A 17,157-nucleotide genomic window follows, 5' to 3' on the forward strand; every position below is an offset into this window, starting at 1 on the left:
AAAATAAAAGAGAAACGCGAAAAGCTATAGAACCTTCTTTATAAGTTCAACGGTTTTTTGCGCAGTTTCAGACCATTGAAAGCGGCGCGTCCAATCTATGCCGCAGGCTATGAGCTTTTCCCGGCAATCGCGGTCGCTTACGATCAATTCTATAGAGGAAGAAAACTGTTCTATATTGTCCGGATCGAAAAACACGGCGTTGCCGCCGGTAACCTCGCGCAGGGCGCCGCTGTCGGCGCAGGCTACGGGAATTCCCGTCGCCATAGCTTCTATCACAGGCAAGCCCACGCCTTCATTTACCGAAGGAAAGATGCATGCGTCAGCCCCGGAATAAAGATCGGGGAATCCATCCGGAGGGAAATAGCCGGTCAAAAATATGTCGGAAACGGCGGAAGATTTTGCGCTTTCCTTTTGAATTTCCGAAGTGAAAACGTCGTTCCCGCCCGTCAATACCAAACGGTGAGGAGAATGTGTTTTTTCTTTAAACAGAGTAAACGCGCGGATCAATTCTATATGCTTTTTTTGAGGGCCGCTCATGCGCGTAGCGTAAATAAGATACGGACGCTTGATTGCAAAAGGCTTTATCGTCACCGTGTCGCGGTCTTCAAGCGGATGCGGATAGAAATTGCTGTGATTGATCCCGTTGTAAATAACCTCGATCTTTGAAGCGTCTATACCCAAGTTTTTAAGATCGTTGCTGATAAATTGACTTGAAGCGATGATTTTCGCGGAATTTTTAAGTCCCTCCAGAATTTGCGTACGGTACAAAAAATTCTTTTTAGCAGCGGAAAGACAGTCGTTCACGATCGCTATCCCGGGCACTTTAAATGAAAGCGGAATCATGTGAGCCGCAGCGGTATATAAAACTGCGTCGTATCCTCTTTTTACGGAGAATCGATTCGCCATAAAAAAGTGCCACAGCCACTGAGCTACGATATTGTCCATTACGGACACGGAATTATAACCTATCTGTTTTGAAGAAGAATACGTATATCTGTCGATCGGAGCGCCGAAAAGTTCATACTCTATGTCCGCAGCTTCAGGTAAATCTGCGGTAAGCGACAAAAGATAAGAACCCAAGCCCGAACGCCCGTGCTCACAACCGAAAGTATCAATTCCGATCTTCATAGTTTTATGATTATAGCATTTCGGGCATATTTGCGCTATAGTTAAAAAATGCATAAAGAATCCGGATTTTTACAGCTCGGCATAAAAGAATCTCTAGTCGAAAGGCTTAAACTTCTTTCAATATGCAAACCGACGGCAGTGCAGACACAGGTAATCCCCGCCGTTACGGAAGGCTGCCACGTTATATTCCGGTCGGAAACGGGAACGGGAAAGACCTTTTCATATCTTTTGCCGCTGATACAGAAATTTGAAGACGAAACGGAAGACGGTCAAAAAAAGACAGACAACCTCGCCGCAGATTCAAAGCAAAACTCCAAACGGCAGGACACTGCTTACAGCACAGGTATTGAACCTTTCGCACGGATAAGAATGATAGTTGCAGCTCCTACTTACGAACTCGCGTCTCAAATAAGATGCGCGGTTCAGAGCGTAAGCAGCCTAAAGACAGCTCTATTCATAGGAGGCGCGCCGATACGCCGCCAAATTGAAACATTAAAAGAAAAACCCGTCATTGTAGTAGGAAACCCGGCGCGCCTCTTAGAGCTTATCCGTTTAAAAAAGCTTAAACCCGACGGGATAAGGGCGATAGTCTTTGACGAAGCGGATCGCCTGACTTCAAAAGAATTACGGGAAGAAAGTACAGGTCTTTTATCGCTCATGCCTAAAAACGTTCAGTTTATAGCATGTTCGGCAACGATTACGGAAGAGACAAAAAAGATATTAATGGGCTCTTTGAAAAACAGAGGCGAAAACGATAAAAAAGTTAAAACCTTTTTTTTGCCTTCCGAAGATATTTTGCGCGGCAGGATCACACATCTGGCGATCTTTGCGGAATCAAGGAATAAGATCGACGTGCTCCGCCGTTTTTTAAATGCCCAAGCGACGCAAGCGGCACAAACGGCAAAAGCCCAAAAAACGGATCAAACAGTCCGAACATTCCAAACGGATCAATCGCATCCGCCGCCTGAAAAAATTCTTATCTTTACTTCCCGCGCCGATCAGGTAGAAAATATCGTCGCAAAGCTCAACTTTAAAAAGATAGACTGCATGGGGCTCTATTCAAAGGCGGACAAAAAACGGCGAAGATCCGCAATTGACCGGTTCAGAAGCGGCAAATGCAAAATTCTTGTCACGAGCGACCTCGCCGCAAGGGGGCTCGACATCAGCGGAATAACCCACGTCATACAGATGGACATGCCCGCTAACGACGATTTTTTTATTCACAGGGCCGGCCGCACGGCGAGAGCCGGCAAAACCGGCGTAAACTTGGTCATAGGCGACGAATACGAAATGGATCTGTACTCCCGGCTCGAAAAGCGCCTCAAGATAACCGTGTATCCTAAGGAGCTGCGGGAAGGAAAGCTGGTATCGCCGTGAGGCGAGCAGTACTATGCACCGGAAAATATATAGAGGAAAAATTTATATTACAAACGCTTCTCAAATAACTTTATCGAATATTCAAGCTCAAATGCAAGGGCAAGCAGAAAAAGCAGACTTTCAAACAGAAGATGATGTTATTACTTATATAAAGGAATTAAGGAAAGCACGTTGAGAGTTTTCGTAGATACAAAGAAGAAATTGATGAAAAACAATATCCGAAAATTCGGGATATAAAGGATTTACCGGTTCTTGCATCTGCAATTTTATCTGATCCGGATATTTTGATTACCGGAGACAAGGATTTTGAAGATATACACATTGATAAACCGTTAATTTTTACACCGACAAAATATTTTAAATTAATTGAAACAAAAGCATAACACCCGCTTAAACGCTGACAACAAGGACAAGCCGCAAATGCAGGTTAAGCGGATGTTAGACACACAGCGCACTAGGCTGGAAAAGGAAAACTAAAAATGGGAAGAAAACTTACAGTTTATATGATAGATGGTGCCGCAAATGGTCCTAGAACAATTGAAATTGGAAATTGGTCTGGTAAAGCAATTTATTCACCTCGTGCAAAACTTTCTGAATTAATAAAACGTGAAGAATTTGATAAACCTGGTATTTATATTTTAAGATCTGATCCAACGAAAAACGGATATAATGATAAAATTTATATTGGAGAAGCTGAACGAGTTGGAGATAGACTTAAACAACATTTAAATAATCCTGATAGAGATTTTTCTGAATGTATTATTTTTATAAGTAAAGATGAAATGCTTACAAAATCACATATAAAATATTTGGAATCTAGACTAGTCGAAATTGCAGTACAAGCCAAAAACGCAGAAATTGAAAATGTTAATACACCAACAAAATCTTCTTTATCAGAAGCTGATATTTCTGATATGGAATACTTTCTAGAACAAATAAAATTAATATTGCCTATAAATGGAATTAATGCTTTAGTTGCCAATTCAATTGTTCCAGAAACATATAATAAAATTGAAGAACAATTAAAAAATGATTTAAAATTTTACATAAAATCAAAAGATGCGGAAACGGAAATGTGTGAAACATCAGAAGGTTATGTAGTTTTTAAAGGATCTACAGCAACTAAGCAATTGTCAAATTCAATTAATAAAACCTGGTTAAATTTGCGTGAAAAACTTATTGATTCTGGAAATCTAAGTGATCAAGGGAATAAATATGTTTTTGAAAAAGATACTATTTTTTCGAGTACAAGTGCAGCTTCTTCAATAATCATGGGAAGGCAATCGTCTGGTCCAGCAGAATGGAAAACAAAAAATGGTAAATCATATAAAGAGATTACAGAAGAGAATTCAAAATAACGTATAACAAAGGTTCGTAGCCGACAACGCAGTCAAGCTGCCTGCGATACAACCAGTTGTTATGTACACGCCTTCCTCGGGCGAGAAAAAAAATATTGAAAGAGATTAATGCTATGAGTAAATACGATGATTTATGGAATTATGTTGCACATGAAAATCCTTCTGATGCGGCTTGTGGGCATTAACTCTCCGCACGAATAAAACTATAGTATTTAGTAAGTATAATTAACAAGGATTATTATGGATTATATAGCATTGCTCAGGGGTATCAATGTCGGAAACTCGGTAAAAATTAATATGAAAGAATTGAAAACATTGTTTAAGCAATGCGGTTTTTCAAACGTTTCAACATATATCAATTCCGGAAATGTCATTTTTAAATCAAATGACGAGGAAAACAGTATCACGGAAAATATTGAAAAAGCATTACATATAACGACCGGGAATGAAGTAAAAGTATTGGTAAAGACAAAAAGCGAGATGGTAAAAATAGCAAACAGTATCCCCGTTGATTGGCAAAATAATGATGATCAAAAAACCGATGTAGCGTATTTATTTGAATCAATAGATAATGAAAACATAATAAATGAATTACCGATAAAAAAGGAATATATACAATTAATATATGTTAAGGGTGCGTTAATTTGGAATGTTCGACGCGAAGATTATAATAAAAGCCATTTAAATAAAATAATATCGCATAAAGTATATAAAGATATGACAATACGAAATGTTAATACGGCTCGATATCTTGCAAAGTAAGCTTTGCTCATGAGGCCTTTTAAAAATCCAACCAAGCGGGGCTGTCTACCGCATCATTGACGCGGCATTTCTTTTATCGTATGGTAGCCGTTTAAGGAGACTTCATTTTTACGGAGAATTATATGGAGATTACGATGAAAAAAATGCTTTTAAACTTCTGCGCGGTTTTAGCCTTATGCTTGGCCGGATGCGCAAAGGGCGGATCGTATACGGCAGGTACGTATACCGCAAGCGCAAAAGGAATGGGCGGAGACGTCAACGTTTCCGTTACGTTCAGCAAATCGGCGATTACAAAGATCGAAATCGGCGCGCACAATGAAACGCCCGGTATTTCCGATACGCCGATAAAGGAAATTCCCGCGCAAATTATTAAAACGCAAAGTTTGGCCGTCGATATGGTAAGCGGCGCGACTTTTACGTCCAAGGCGATTTTGGCGGCCGTTGCAGATACGGTCGAACAGGCTGGCGGAGATGTCGCCGCGCTTCAATCAAAAAAGGCAAAAGCTAAAGCGGGAAAGGCCGTAAAAAAGACGACCGATGTTGTCATTATCGGAGGAGGAGGCGCGGGTTTGTCGGCTGCGGTTGAAGCGGCTTCGCACGGCGCGAAAGTTATCCTTATCGAAAAAATGCCCATACTCGGCGGCAATACGCTTTTGTCCTATGCCGAACTTGCGTGCCCGAACAATTGGTTGCAGCAGGGAAAAGGCATTAAAGACAGCCCCGAACAATTTGCAAAGGAAATGTATGAAGGCGGCGGTAAATTTGCAAAAAAAGAACTGGTCGATATCGTTGCAAACAACGCGACGGCGGGAGCGCTGTGGCTTCGCGATGTTATCGGCGTAAAATATCAGGATTATCTGGTACACGAAGGCGGACACAGCGTTCCGCGTGCGGTCGAACCGATCGAACTCGGAGCCGGCATGATTACGCCTTTAAAAGAATACGCTGAAAAAATCGGAGTGGAAATTCTTTTGAACACGAAGGGCGAAGAGCTGATAAAAGACAAGTCCGGAAAGATCGTCGGCGTACAGGCGGTGCAAAAAGACAATACCCCGATCGTACTGACTGCAAACAGAGCCGTTGTGCTTGCGACCGGCGGTTTCGGAGCGAATGTTGAAATGCGTCAAAAATACAACAAGCGCTGGGAAACGCTCGACGCATCGGTTAAGACAACCAACTCCCCCGCCATCGTCGGCGACGGAATTGTCATGGCCGAAAAAGTCAACGCGAATTTAATCGGCATGGAATACATTCAGCTCTATCCGTTTAACAATCCCATTACCGGCGTGTTCTACGGCATCGAAGCGCCGAGTTGGTCGGGAGAAGGTTTGATTTACGTCAACAAAGACGGTAAGCGTTTTGTCAACGAAGTCGGCATGCGCGATGTGCGCGCGGAAGGCATTCTCGCACAAGGCGGCGTCGCATACGCGATCTACAATCAGGAAGTCGCCGACCGTCTGCACCTTGAAGAAAAATTCAAAGACGAATACGCAAAAACTTTGGCGGACGGCGTCTTTTTCAAAGCCGACACGCTCGAAGAAATCGCGAATCATTTCGGCATCAACGCCGCAAATCTCGTCAAAACGATGGACGCGTACAATAAAGGCATCGAAAATAACAACGACGAATTCGGCAGAAAGACGAGTATGGTTACGATGAAGAGCGGACCGTGGTTTATTTTGAAAGGTGTCGTTTCCGTGCATCATACGATGGGCGGCGTTGAAATCAACGAAAAAGCGCAAGTGCTCGACGTCAACGGAAAACCGATTCCCGGTTTATATGCGGCGGGCGAAGTGACCGGCGGCATTCACGGCAATAACCGCGTCGGAACCTGCGCGATTTCCGACATCGTCGTATTCGGCAGAATCGCCGGTACGAACGCTGCAAACACGGCGCAGCAATAAAAAGAAAAGCACGGCGTAAATGAAAAAGCGTCGAACCGTACGATGATATGATGATACAATGAACGGTTCGACGCTCCGCTTTTTTGTACACGGAAAGCTCGGGCAAAAACCTCTTTTATATACGTGCCGAAAATGATATAATTCGGCGATAGTTAGGAAGACGAGGTCGCAGTGTTTTTAAAGAATCTTGAAATATTCGGTTTTAAATCTTTTGCCGACAGAATACACATTGATTTTGCCGAAGGCATTACGGCTCTTTTAGGGCCCAACGGCTGCGGAAAAAGCAATGTCGTAGACGCCATAAAGTGGGTTCTGGCCGAAAACAAGTCAAAAAGCCTTCGCGCGGCAAAGATGGAAGACGTAATTTTTAACGGCACGGAACGCCGCCCTCCCCTTAACATCGCGGAAGTCACCCTTACAATAATGAACGAAAACTCTCTTCTTCCGCTCGAAGTACCCGAGATAGCGATAAAACGGCGCATATACCGATCAGGTGAAAACGAATACTACATAAACAACAGCCAAGTAGGCCCTTCGGAAATAAAAAAATTGTTTATGGACACGGGAATAGGCAAGGCGGCCTATTCCGTAATGGAACAGGGAAAGATAGACCAGATCTTGTCCAGCAAACCCGAAGACCGCCGTTACCTCTTTGAAGAAGCGGCGGGGATAAGCCGCAGCAAGGCCGAATGCGCGGAAGCGGAGCGCGAACTTGAGCGAACAAGAATAAATCTCCAACAGACGGAAATTTCGCTTGCGGAAATAAAGCGCTCTTACGACACTCTTAAAACACAGTCCGAAAAAACAATCCGCTACCGCAAGATAAAAGAAGAAATTTTTAACAACGAACTTGACATACAGCTGCTTAAATTAAAGGGATTTATACAGGATAAAAGCAGAAGCGAACGAGACCTTGAGGCCACGGAAGAAAAACGCAACGCAGTGCGGGCGGAAATAGAAGAAATAAACAATACTCTTTCGGAAAACATGGATAAGGTTAAAGCCATGCAGGAAGAAGTTTATGAAAAACAGGCGGGCTTGATCGGTATTCAAAAAGAAAAGAACGGAAAACTTGACCTTGCGAAGCAGTTTAACGAACGTTCCGGCGAAATTAAAGAAAAAATAGCACAGTTGGAAGCGCACGGAAGGGCCGTGCAGAGCAGAATAGACGACCTTAACGATGAAATAGACGAAAGAAGCGCCGGTTTGCATGAAAAAGACGGCCAATTAAGCGGTATTTCAAAAAACATTAAATCTTTTGAACAAAACATAACGCAAGCTGCAAGCCTCATAACGGAAAACGACAAGACGGCCGCCGAATGTGAAAAAAAGATCGCAGAGCTTGAAAAAACACATTCTGCGCTGCGGGGTGAATTGGGAGCGATCACGGAAAATATCGTTACGCAGCTGGATTTGAGATTAAAAGAAGCGGGAATTTCGTCAGCGGCTGTAAATAAGGCGAAAGACGATTTACGCAATATTCTTGAAAAACTTAAAATATTTTTGTCCGGTCGCAAAAATATTTTTGCAGACATAGCGTCTTCAAACGCCGCGGTTGGGCATAAAACCGAAACTGCAGCTATGACGGCGGAACGCCAAACGGGACAAAAATCTTCCGAAGGAAACAAATCGGCGGCAAAGGAAGCTACGGAAGCTTTCGCAGAAGCCGAAAGAATGCTTTTACAGCTTGAAGATGCCGTAAACGGCTACATAACGGCTACGCCGCAATTTCTGGAAGAATTTCTTTCGCCCGAAGGTATAATAACGCAAAAACGTAAAATCGATGAAAAAATCAGGAATAACGAAGAAGATTCCGACAAAAACAAAAAACGAATAGCTTCTCTTGAATCTGAAAATTCCGGGCTTGCGAAAAAAATAGACGAATACAAGGAAACGCTGCAAAAACTTCGCATAAATGAAGCGCAAATGCAGGCTGAAATAACGGCGGCGAAGCAGCAAATAGAACTTTTACGAAAAAATCTTGTTTCCGAACAGAATACTCTTCGCAGCAACGAAGAAGAACTTTATACCGAGCAAAAGCGCGATAAAGAAGTCAACGAACAAATATTAAGCATAGAGCAGGAACTTGCAGAAATAGAAAACAGGGGCAAAAGACTTGCCGAAGAACTTAAAGAACTGGACAAAAAAATAATCGAGGGCAACAGCAATGTTTCGGGCAAACAGGAAAAACTAAAGAAAAAACAGGAAGAGCAGAATAAGTTTCAGGAACGATACGAACATTTGTCGGTTTCGCTCAGTTCCCTCGATACGGAGATTCGCAACATAAAGCAAAATTTTTCGGATACTCATTCGCGCGATCTTATGGAATTTGAAGAGAGAATGTACACTCTGACCGCTCCCGCAGCCGTTTTGCGCGAAAAACTCAACGAAGCGAAAGAAGTCTTAAAAGAACTGGGACAGGTAAACCTTATGGCTCCCGAAGAGTTCGGCGAAGTAAAAGAACGTTACGAGCGCCAGCAAACTCACTATGACGACACGAAAACGAGTCTTGAAAATCTTGAACGCGTTTCCGAAGAAATAAAAGTAAAATCCACGGAAATGTTTTTGGACACCTACAATAAAATAAAAAAGAATTTTCATAACATGTTCAGACGGCTGTTTAACGGAGGCCGCGCGGAATTAAGACTCGAAGATCCTCAAAACGTTCTTACAAGCGGCATCGAAATTTTTGCGCAGCCGCCGGGTAAAAAACTTGAAAGCATAGTTTTGCTTTCCGGCGGAGAAAAAACCATGACGGCCGTCGCTCTGCTTTTTGCCACCTACCAAGTGCGCCCGTCGCCGTTTTGTCTCCTTGACGAAATAGACGCAGCCCTCGACGACAATAACGTTTCAAGCTTTATAACTTCCTTACGCGCCTTTGCAAACGTAAGTCAATACATAATCATAACGCACAATAAAAAGACGGTTTTAGGCGCAAATACCATGCTGGGCGTTACGATGGAAGAATCCGGCGTAAGCAAGGTCATAGCTTTGAGGCTGGATGAAGATATAAAGTCAGCACAAAAGGAAGAAGAATTCGACGCAAATTTTGTGGAAGAAGACGTCGCTCCTGAAGAAGGCGTTTATATTCCGCCGCGCCCGCCCAAGCGCATTTACAATGCCGACGGCACTATAACCGATCCGGTAAAAAAGAATCGGGAGAAAGCCCCGTCGTCGGCTCGTACCGCTGATAAAAATGCCGAAGCAGTTCCGGAAAAAGAAAAAAACCTTGGCGCTTCTGCAGAGACAGATGCAGAAGAAAATGTCTCTTTAAAAAATATTGGCGAAGATGGTTCAAATGATTGATTTTATATCCGAAAAAATAAACGATTTTGCCGAATTTGTCGGATCGAAAAAATACGTCGCTCTTTCTATCATAATTTTGATATTTTTGTCGCTATGCGCCCTGATCGTTTTTGTCGTATATCTTTTTTCTTCAGGAACAAAAAGTCTCGCACCGCAAGCGCTTCCGATAACGCAGGATTTCGAAGGCGATCAGCCGCTTTTGCTGCCCGAAGGACCTGAAATTTCCAACAGTTATGTTCTTTCCCGCCAGCCCAATCCTTTTTGGACAAACAAAGAAGAAAAACTTTGGTTTACGACTCCCGATGCGGAGAGTCTCGAAGATCTAAAAAAAGCCGACGACGGCATGATAAACGATATTTTGGGAGCCGCACCGTGAAACACTGTGTAAAATACTCCATAAAAAGATTTCTCTTTTTTACGATATCGGTATTGTCGGCCGGCCTTTTGTCAGTCTCATGCGTTTCAACTTCAAGCGCTTCGGGTGCGGATCAGACGGCGGCATCAATCGCGACGAAAGACTTAGCCAATCCGCCCGCAAAGCAGGAAGATGAATACACGGCCGAACAAGAGCTGCCGTTAAAAGAGCAGGCATCCGATCAGACGGACTCAGCCGATTTTGCCGGTTTGACAACAGAAGCTCCCTCCCCTGCGGCGGAAACACAGGACACGGCGGAAGAAAAGGACGCAGTAGAAACTCGGGAAGCAGCCGAATCACAAATCTCCGAAGGAAGCAGCGCTATAGAGGAACCTGTGATATACGATCTTCTCATAGATGAAACAAAAGAATTTCCTTCCGATACGGAAGTAGAGACGATTCTTGAAACACCCGTTCCCGAAGAATTGGTCGAGGCGGATTTTCGCGAGCGAAATGCGGCAACTCCGGCTATGCCCAAAATAATTTCCGAGAGCACGGAGGCGCAAAACGAAATACAGGCTCCAGATTCCGCGCAAACGCCGACGGCAGCGATCTCTCAGCGGGAGACGATGACGGCACTCTCGCAGCGAGAGGCGATAACGGCGCAAAATATTCCTGAAGTACAGGGCAAAGAAGTAAAGCCGTCAGCGGCAGCGCAAGATTCAGTTCCTACCGCCGACCAGGCCTCCCTAGAGGACTCGCCCTCCGCCCCGTCCGCGGCGCCGCCTGTTCCTTCCCGTTCCGTTTCCATAAAGAAAAATCAATACTTGGACGTAGAATATCCGGGCAGCGGGTGGATCTACATGGGCGGCGCTGAAAAAGAAAACAAGATGACGTTTTTCGGTAAAAAAATTTCATCGGAAAATACGGTCTTTATTCTCCGTTCAAGGGTTCCGGGAACAACTCTTTTGCATTTTTATAAAAACGATCTCCTTACGGGAAACTACATAGACGATTATCTTGAAGTAATAATAGAAAACGAAACGGCAGGATCGCCTCAAACGCATGTAAAGGCGCCATCCTACGCCGACATAGTTCCGCCCGAACCGGACAGAACCTTATTGGAAGAAAAGCAGATACCTAAGGATAAGGAGACGGGAAATCCGACAGAAGCTGATTTTGCAAAAGCCAAGCCGACCGGAAATTCAGCTGAGGCAAGCTTTGCACAGCCCCAAGCCGACCAAACTCAACCGCAATCCGCACTTCGATCCGATTCTTTTAAAGCAACTACTACGACGGCGCAGGCAGCCCAAATGCCGCTAAACGCGGAAAATTCCGGTTCGAACGCGGGAAGAACCGTCGTACAGGCAACGGGAAGCGACGGCCGCTCATATCAGGTTCAAGAAGCTCAGAATCAAGAAAATTCGGCGTCTGAGAATATGCCTCCCGTATCCGGCCGAAACCAAACCGTAGCATCCGAAAGCACGGCCGTTATCATCAATCAAAATCAGAACGCCGAAACTTCGGAAGCTAACGACATGACTTCGTCCGATATTCTAAAAAACGCTCAAGAAGCGTATGACAAAGGACTCTACGAAAAATCTCTTTCGCTTTTGACGGATTTTTTTGAAAAATCCCAGACGGACGTCGACAAGGCCCTGTATCTTCAAGGACAAAATTTTGAAGCTGAATCTCCGATTAAGAATATAAAAAACGCCATAGATTCGTACGACACGATCGTTAAAAATTTTCGACAAAGCCCCCTGTGGCAAAACGCAAGAGAACGCAGCATATATTTAAAACGATTTTATATAGACATAAGATAATTTCGCTCTTTTGTTATAAAATAAAATTTTCGCGGGGTACAAGAGGTATAAAATGAAAAATAAGATAAAAAATTCGGCCGTGATCTTTGCGATACTCATAGCGGCAATCTTTACGTCGTCATGCGCAACCGGACGGTTCGGACGTGAAATGCGTACCGTCTCCGTCATAGGCACCGGCGTCGTCTCGATAAAGCCCGATCAAGCTACGATCGTAATGTCCGTCCGCACGTCTAATGCGGATTTACAAACGGCAGTACAGGACAATGCAAAAAAGATGAATTCGGTTCAACAGGCTGTCTTGTCAGTAGGTCTTTCAAAAGACGATATTTCCACGCAAAATTACAATATCCATCGGGAATACACGTGGGAAAACAACCGCCAGATATTCGGCAACTATAGGGTTTCAAATGAAATTCTTGTGACGGTCAGCGACATAGAAAAAGCCGGAACTCTAATCGACACGGCGGTAAAGGCCGGAGCGAACGAATTTTCTTCTTTGAACTTCGGCGTAAGCGATACGACAGGAGCCGTAGAACAAGCCAGAATTCTCGCAATGGAAAAGGCGGAAAAAGCGGCTAAAATTCTTGCAACCACGGGAGGAACAAGCATAGGAAAAATAGTTTCCATTCAGGAAGATTATGTGCCGTACAACGATTCCACAAGGATGCTAAACGACGGCATGCTCATGTCCGCAAAGGCCGCCGGCCCAACGCCTATTAACGCAGGCAATACCGACATAAGCGTAACCGTACACGTAACCTACGCCTTGCAATAAAAACAAGGGACGGATAAAATAATCGCTATGTTGGATTACAAATTTATAAAAGATAACCTTGACGCGGTAAAGAAAAATATTCAAAACCGCAATATGACGGCCGATGCGGACACAGTAGTCGATCTTTATGATAAACGCACCGCTTTGGTAACCGAAAAACAGAATTTGCAGCAAAAACGCAATGCCAATGCCGAATCGATGAAGGGCAAGCTTGACGGCGAAACGCGGGCAAATCTGATCGCGGAAGGCAAGGCAATAAAAGAAAAGATTGCAGTGGTAGAAAAATCGCTTGAAGAATGTGAAGAAAAACTCGAAGACGCCGCGCGTAAAATTCCCAACATGTGCAGCCCCGAAGCTCCCGTAGGAAAGTTGGACAGTGAGAATCTTGAAGTAAAAAAGGTCGGAAGCCCAAGAAGATTTTCTTTTAAACCGAAGGATCACATAACGCTGGGCGAAGAACTTGATCTCATAGATTTCGAGCGAGGAACGAAAGTGTCGGGGCCGAAATTCTATTACCTAAAAAATGAAGCCGTTTTTTTGGAACAGGCGCTCATAATGTATGCGCTGAACACCTTACGAAAACACGGTTTTACGCCCTTTATCACTCCGGACATAGCCCGCGAAGAGGTATTAAAAGGAATAGGATTTAATCCGAGAGGAAACGAATCGAACGTATATGCTCTTGAAGGTGAAAATACCTGCCTTGTAGCCACGGCGGAAATTACGCTCGGCGGCTATCATTCGGGCGAGATACTCGATAAATCAGAACTGCCGCTCTTTTATTGCGGACTTTCGCACTGCTTTAGGCGGGAAGCAGGAGCTGCAGGACAATTCAGCAAGGGCTTGTACCGCGTGCACCAGTTTGACAAGGTCGAAATGTTCGTATACTGCCTGCCCGAAGACTCGGATAAAATTCACGAAAAGCTGCGCCTTATCGAAGAAGAAATCTTTAGCGCGCTGGGCATTCCGTTCCGCGTCGTAGATACATGTACCGGCGATCTGGGGGCGCCAGCATACCGAAAGTGGGATCTCGAAGCATGGATGCCGGGACGCAACGACGGCGAATACGGTGAAGTTACTTCAACCTCAAACTGTACGGACTACCAAAGCCGACGCCTTAATGTCCGCTATAAGGACGAAGACGGTAAGAATAAATTCGTCCATATGCTGAACGGAACCGCAATAGCGGCGGGTCGCGCCATGCTTGCTATTCTCGAAAACTATCAGAATGAAGACGGCTCCGTCACTGTCCCCGAAGTTTTAGTTCCGTACTGCGGTTTCGACAAAATAGTACCCAAACCTAAAAAAACGGGCGTTAATAAAAACGCATAAAACAACTGCGGAAGGCTTATGCAACAGAATAACTATACAAAAGGCGTTTTTTATCTTCTGCTTTTTATCTGTATCATAGCATCCGGAGTAATTTTAAAACTTGCAGCGGCAATAGTTGTGCCCGTAGTCTTTTCAATACTTTTGTCCCTTGTGATGCTGCCGCTCTTACGCAAGTTGCAATCCAAATTTCATATTCCTTGGATCTTTTCCGCCGTGCTCATACTGCTCATTTCCATGGTTTTCATAGCGGCAACGGGAAACTTGCTTATTTCAAGCCTGCGCCGAATTCTTTCGCTTTATCCGCGCTATGAAATACGCCTTAAAACCATATATGAAGTTTTTGCAAAGACATTCCGATTGCCCTTCAACGAAACCTACAGTCTCATGGAAAACCTTTGGGATCAGCTCGGAATAAGAAATGCGATCCAGAGCGCCGTTCTTACGCTTTCAGGCGACCTTATCTCCTTTTCCAAAACTTTTATGATGATAATGCTCCTTATCCTTTTTCTGGTAAGCGAATTGCATTATATGCGGGAAAAAATAAACGTAGCCTTTCCCACCCCTAAGTTGAAAGGGCGCGTCAAACATGTTTTTAACAATATAATCCGCGAAATCACTAATTTTATTTCAATAAAATTCATTATTTCATTTGCCACAGGAGCGCTCGTAGGAACAGGTACGTACTTCGTAGGCTTGGAATTTCCGGTGGTTTGGGGATTTATAGCCTTTATTTTAAATTTTATTCCGAATTTCGGCTCGATTTTTTCATCCGTACTTACAATATTTTTCGCACTGATACAGTTTTATCCGGCCGTAATGCCTACAGTCATAGTCGCCTGTATTATGATCGTGGTAAACGTTTCGCTCGGTACCATTCTTGAGCCCAGAATAACAGGTTCCAATCTGGGCCTTTCGCCGTTTATAATTCTGGTAAGCCTTTCCATATGGGGAGAAATGTGGGGTTTTGCGGGTTTTTTACTAGCAGTTCCGGTAACGGTCATATTAAAAATAATATGTGAAAACATTTCTTTTTTGCATCCCATAGCGATTTTTTTAGGCAATCATCCGGAAGAAACTAAAAAGCAATTGTCCGCCGTAGACGAAAGCGAACAAACATCACCTGAAACCGAAAGCGAGAATAAGTTATAAACCGGCGTACCTCCATGTACATCGGTTTATGGCGAATTTTGGCAAAGCCAAAATATCGCTTTTACATATTTTGCCGCCATCCATGGCGATACTTGATTTAGACAAACGTCGTTTATTAACTGTGCGCAAAGAGCGCATAAATTCAACAGTCTCCAAAATTGATATTTTGTTCGACTGTTGAATTTAAACGAACAGATTTTTCGTAGTCATTTCATAGACAAAACGGATATCTTCTTCCTTCATCGACGTAAAACGGCACACAGCGCACTTTCTTACGCCGTCATCCGCCGAATACACGGTGCGGACAACAAAAAGCGTTTCCACTTCCCGCGCTGCAGCAGGCCTTATATCCACAGGGAATGACAGTATCGCAGAATATTCAATATCTTTTTTAAGCGGAAATTCTTTAGTATCCCCGCCTATGACTATGCACTCATGGTCAACATACAGGGCTTTAAGACTTTCTCTCCGGCTCTGGATAGGCTTAAAACCTTCCCGTCTTTCTACAAGATAGCGGCATACGGGTATCAGATAAACCCCGTTCCCCACTTCTTTTTGTTTTTTTGCATCGCCTACAAAGGATTCAAGATATTTTTTTGCATCTCCGCTCCGGTCGGAAGGAATATCGCTCCAAATCGGTTTTGAAAAAAGTTTATAGCCGTCGGCCGAACTGCAAAATATGTGAACGTCTTTTTTATTGTCCGTAAGATAGTGAATATCGGCTTTAAACGTGCTGATCTTGTCTACGGGCACTTCCGTGATCCTGTTTATTTCCGAAGGAATTGCAAGAGCAAGCCCGGAAGAAACGTGCGTCATCTTTGTAATAAAACAGAGTCCCAGCCTGTTAAAATAAAATTCAACGCGGACATCCTTCCCCTCAAAGGAAGACGCCGCCTGCGGAGGATTTTTAAGCAAAATTATTCCCTGATCCAAAACAGTCATTTTTTCAGGCTGGAGAGCAACGGGGAAAACCGCACTGGACGCCGAATGAACGGAAGACAAAGGAAGATCTTCAAGCAAGGTTACCGTTACCGGGACATTTCCATCCTGCAAATATTTCAGAACCAATTCACGTTCAATTCCTGTAAGTTTATTCTGCATTTTCAGCCGTCCGTATGTTTTTTATTTGTATTTGATTTATCTTCCAATCGGAATTCCGATTTAAATATACAAAGACGTCAAGCAAGACATCTTTACCGGTAAAACGAACGGGAACGCCGAAGGTTTCATCTTTTATAAAAGGAGTTCCGTATATTCTGCCGTTAAAGATATTTTTTTCGGCTTTAAAAAACAGCTTTATATCCGAAAGAAAGAATACCAGAGCGTATTTTTTTTCAGCGTCGATATAAGATTCCGCGCTGCTGCCATCCAGAAAAGCGTTACAAAACCCGTCGAGAACGGCTTTGGCGTCCTGTGTGAGAGATGAAGTGTCTAAACTGCCGAATCCTTCAATAAACGGATATACGGGGTCGCCCCTTTTCAAAGCGGAAAGCGCATAAGTCTGCGGGGTAAGATCCACGTCGCTTTCCATTCCGCCGAGCTTTTCTGTATTGCGTTTAAGAGCAAAGGGCTCAAGTTCGTTTTCCCAGTCAATCCTGCGCTCCGACATCAAAGTCATGAGAGTTTTATCTTTGCCGCCCGATTCGACAGGAGAGCCTATATTAGAACAGGCAAAAAAGACGGGACTTACAGCAGAAATACAGATTAAAACACATTTCCACATATAAAAAATATACCACAGCCTTCTGAAATAAAAAAGCTGTCTGTTAAATTGCATAGCGAGCAAATCTTCAGATTCAGGCTTTTTAGGTATTTCCTTTTTTGGGGATTTTAGTATACTTTATTTACTAAAACATTGTATTTACAAATATTATGTAAATAAGTT

At 43.7% G+C, this 17,157-nt stretch carries 13 protein-coding genes and 2 pseudogenes; 12 read left to right on the top strand and 3 right to left on the bottom strand.

The features are described 5' to 3' along the window. Window positions 1–24: 24 nt before the first annotated feature. Window positions 25–1,128 (bottom strand): glycosyltransferase family 4 protein, encoded by a 1,104-nt coding sequence (locus HRQ91_RS08105; RefSeq protein ID WP_210119076.1) that lies wholly within the window; start codon window positions 1,126–1,128, stop codon window positions 25–27. Between the two features lie 48 nt (window positions 1,129–1,176). On the opposite strand from HRQ91_RS08105, the gene HRQ91_RS08110 reads away from it, so the two are divergent. From HRQ91_RS08110 to HRQ91_RS08160, 12 genes and pseudogenes are all read left to right on the top strand, one after another. Beyond that, entirely contained in the window at window positions 1,177–2,505 is a 1,329-nt protein-coding gene (locus HRQ91_RS08110; RefSeq protein ID WP_210119077.1) for a DEAD/DEAH box helicase, read from the top strand. A 31-nt stretch (window positions 2,506–2,536) separates the two neighbouring features. Then, window positions 2,537–2,680 (top strand): annotated as a pseudogene (locus HRQ91_RS08115) (AbrB/MazE/SpoVT family DNA-binding domain-containing protein); the annotation flags it as partial. 19 nt (window positions 2,681–2,699) lie between these two features. Continuing rightward, window positions 2,700–2,888, top strand: a pseudogene (locus HRQ91_RS11800) (PIN domain nuclease); the annotation flags it as partial. A gap of 96 nt (window positions 2,889–2,984) precedes the next feature. Further along, window positions 2,985–3,863 carry a GIY-YIG nuclease family protein gene (locus tag HRQ91_RS08120; protein WP_210119078.1) on the top strand — a complete coding sequence of 293 codons (879 nt, stop codon included), beginning with the start codon at window positions 2,985–2,987 and terminating at the stop codon, window positions 3,861–3,863. A 240-nt stretch (window positions 3,864–4,103) separates the two neighbouring features. Continuing rightward, window positions 4,104–4,625 carry a DUF1697 domain-containing protein gene (locus HRQ91_RS08125; protein WP_210119079.1) on the top strand — a complete coding sequence of 174 codons (522 nt, stop codon included), beginning with the start codon at window positions 4,104–4,106 and terminating at the stop codon, window positions 4,623–4,625. A 122-nt stretch (window positions 4,626–4,747) separates the two neighbouring features. Then, complete coding sequence (locus HRQ91_RS08130) at window positions 4,748–6,529, top strand: flavocytochrome c (protein WP_210119080.1); 1,782 nt, start codon at window positions 4,748–4,750, stop codon at window positions 6,527–6,529. Window positions 6,530–6,700: 171 nt separating this feature from the next. Beyond that, window positions 6,701–9,835 carry a chromosome segregation SMC family protein gene (locus HRQ91_RS08135; protein ID WP_210119081.1) on the top strand — a complete coding sequence of 1,045 codons (3,135 nt, stop codon included), beginning with the start codon at window positions 6,701–6,703 and terminating at the stop codon, window positions 9,833–9,835. Beyond that, window positions 9,828–10,211 (top strand): hypothetical protein, encoded by a 384-nt coding sequence (locus HRQ91_RS08140; protein WP_210119082.1) that lies wholly within the window; start codon window positions 9,828–9,830, stop codon window positions 10,209–10,211. Before HRQ91_RS08135 ends, HRQ91_RS08140 begins: the two co-directional genes overlap by 8 nt. Then, window positions 10,208–12,016 carry a hypothetical protein gene (locus tag HRQ91_RS08145; protein ID WP_210119083.1) on the top strand — a complete coding sequence of 603 codons (1,809 nt, stop codon included), beginning with the start codon at window positions 10,208–10,210 and terminating at the stop codon, window positions 12,014–12,016. Before HRQ91_RS08140 ends, HRQ91_RS08145 begins: the two co-directional genes overlap by 4 nt. 52 nt (window positions 12,017–12,068) lie before the next feature. Further along, entirely contained in the window at window positions 12,069–12,791 is a 723-nt protein-coding gene (locus HRQ91_RS08150) for an SIMPL domain-containing protein (protein ID WP_210119084.1), read from the top strand. Window positions 12,792–12,818: 27 nt separating this feature from the next. Then, entirely contained in the window at window positions 12,819–14,123 is a 1,305-nt protein-coding gene (gene serS / locus HRQ91_RS08155; protein WP_210119085.1) for a serine--tRNA ligase, read from the top strand. An 18-nt stretch (window positions 14,124–14,141) separates the two neighbouring features. Further along, window positions 14,142–15,272: an AI-2E family transporter gene (locus HRQ91_RS08160; RefSeq protein WP_210119086.1), complete on the top strand. Its 1,131-nt coding sequence runs from the start codon at window positions 14,142–14,144 to the stop codon at window positions 15,270–15,272. A gap of 183 nt (window positions 15,273–15,455) precedes the next feature. Here the strand turns inward: HRQ91_RS08160 and HRQ91_RS08165 are convergent, their stop codons facing one another. Then, on the bottom strand, window positions 15,456–16,373 hold the full coding sequence (locus HRQ91_RS08165; RefSeq protein ID WP_210119087.1) for a hypothetical protein: 918 nt from the start codon (window positions 16,371–16,373) through the stop codon (window positions 15,456–15,458). Further along, window positions 16,363–16,995, bottom strand: a complete 633-nt coding sequence (locus tag HRQ91_RS08170; protein ID WP_210119088.1) for a hypothetical protein — start codon at window positions 16,993–16,995, stop codon at window positions 16,363–16,365. Before HRQ91_RS08170 ends, HRQ91_RS08165 begins: the two co-directional genes overlap by 11 nt. Window positions 16,996–17,157 lie beyond the last annotated feature (162 nt).

The organism is Treponema parvum, assembly GCF_017893965.1.
Lineage (GTDB): Bacteria > Spirochaetota > Spirochaetia > Treponematales > Treponemataceae > Treponema_D > Treponema_D parvum.

What these genes read in the sequence shown, in the direction of transcription:
- HRQ91_RS08105 (WP_210119076.1), bottom strand. Translation starts at nt 1,128, where the DNA reads ATGAAGATCGGAATTGATACTTTCGGTTGTGAGCACGGGCGTTCGGGC.
- HRQ91_RS08110 (WP_210119077.1), top strand. Translation starts at nt 1,177, where the DNA reads ATGCATAAAGAATCCGGATTTTTACAGCTCGGCATAAAAGAATCTCTA.
- HRQ91_RS08120 (WP_210119078.1), top strand. Translation starts at nt 2,985, where the DNA reads ATGGGAAGAAAACTTACAGTTTATATGATAGATGGTGCCGCAAATGGT.
- HRQ91_RS08125 (WP_210119079.1), top strand. Translation starts at nt 4,104, where the DNA reads ATGGATTATATAGCATTGCTCAGGGGTATCAATGTCGGAAACTCGGTA.
- HRQ91_RS08130 (WP_210119080.1), top strand. Translation starts at nt 4,748, where the DNA reads ATGGAGATTACGATGAAAAAAATGCTTTTAAACTTCTGCGCGGTTTTA.
- HRQ91_RS08140 (WP_210119082.1), top strand. Translation starts at nt 9,828, where the DNA reads ATGATTGATTTTATATCCGAAAAAATAAACGATTTTGCCGAATTTGTC.
- HRQ91_RS08150 (WP_210119084.1), top strand. Translation starts at nt 12,069, where the DNA reads ATGAAAAATAAGATAAAAAATTCGGCCGTGATCTTTGCGATACTCATA.
- serS (WP_210119085.1), top strand. Translation starts at nt 12,819, where the DNA reads ATGTTGGATTACAAATTTATAAAAGATAACCTTGACGCGGTAAAGAAA.
- HRQ91_RS08160 (WP_210119086.1), top strand. Translation starts at nt 14,142, where the DNA reads ATGCAACAGAATAACTATACAAAAGGCGTTTTTTATCTTCTGCTTTTT.
- HRQ91_RS08165 (WP_210119087.1), bottom strand. Translation starts at nt 16,373, where the DNA reads ATGCAGAATAAACTTACAGGAATTGAACGTGAATTGGTTCTGAAATAT.
- HRQ91_RS08170 (WP_210119088.1), bottom strand. Translation starts at nt 16,995, where the DNA reads ATGTGGAAATGTGTTTTAATCTGTATTTCTGCTGTAAGTCCCGTCTTT.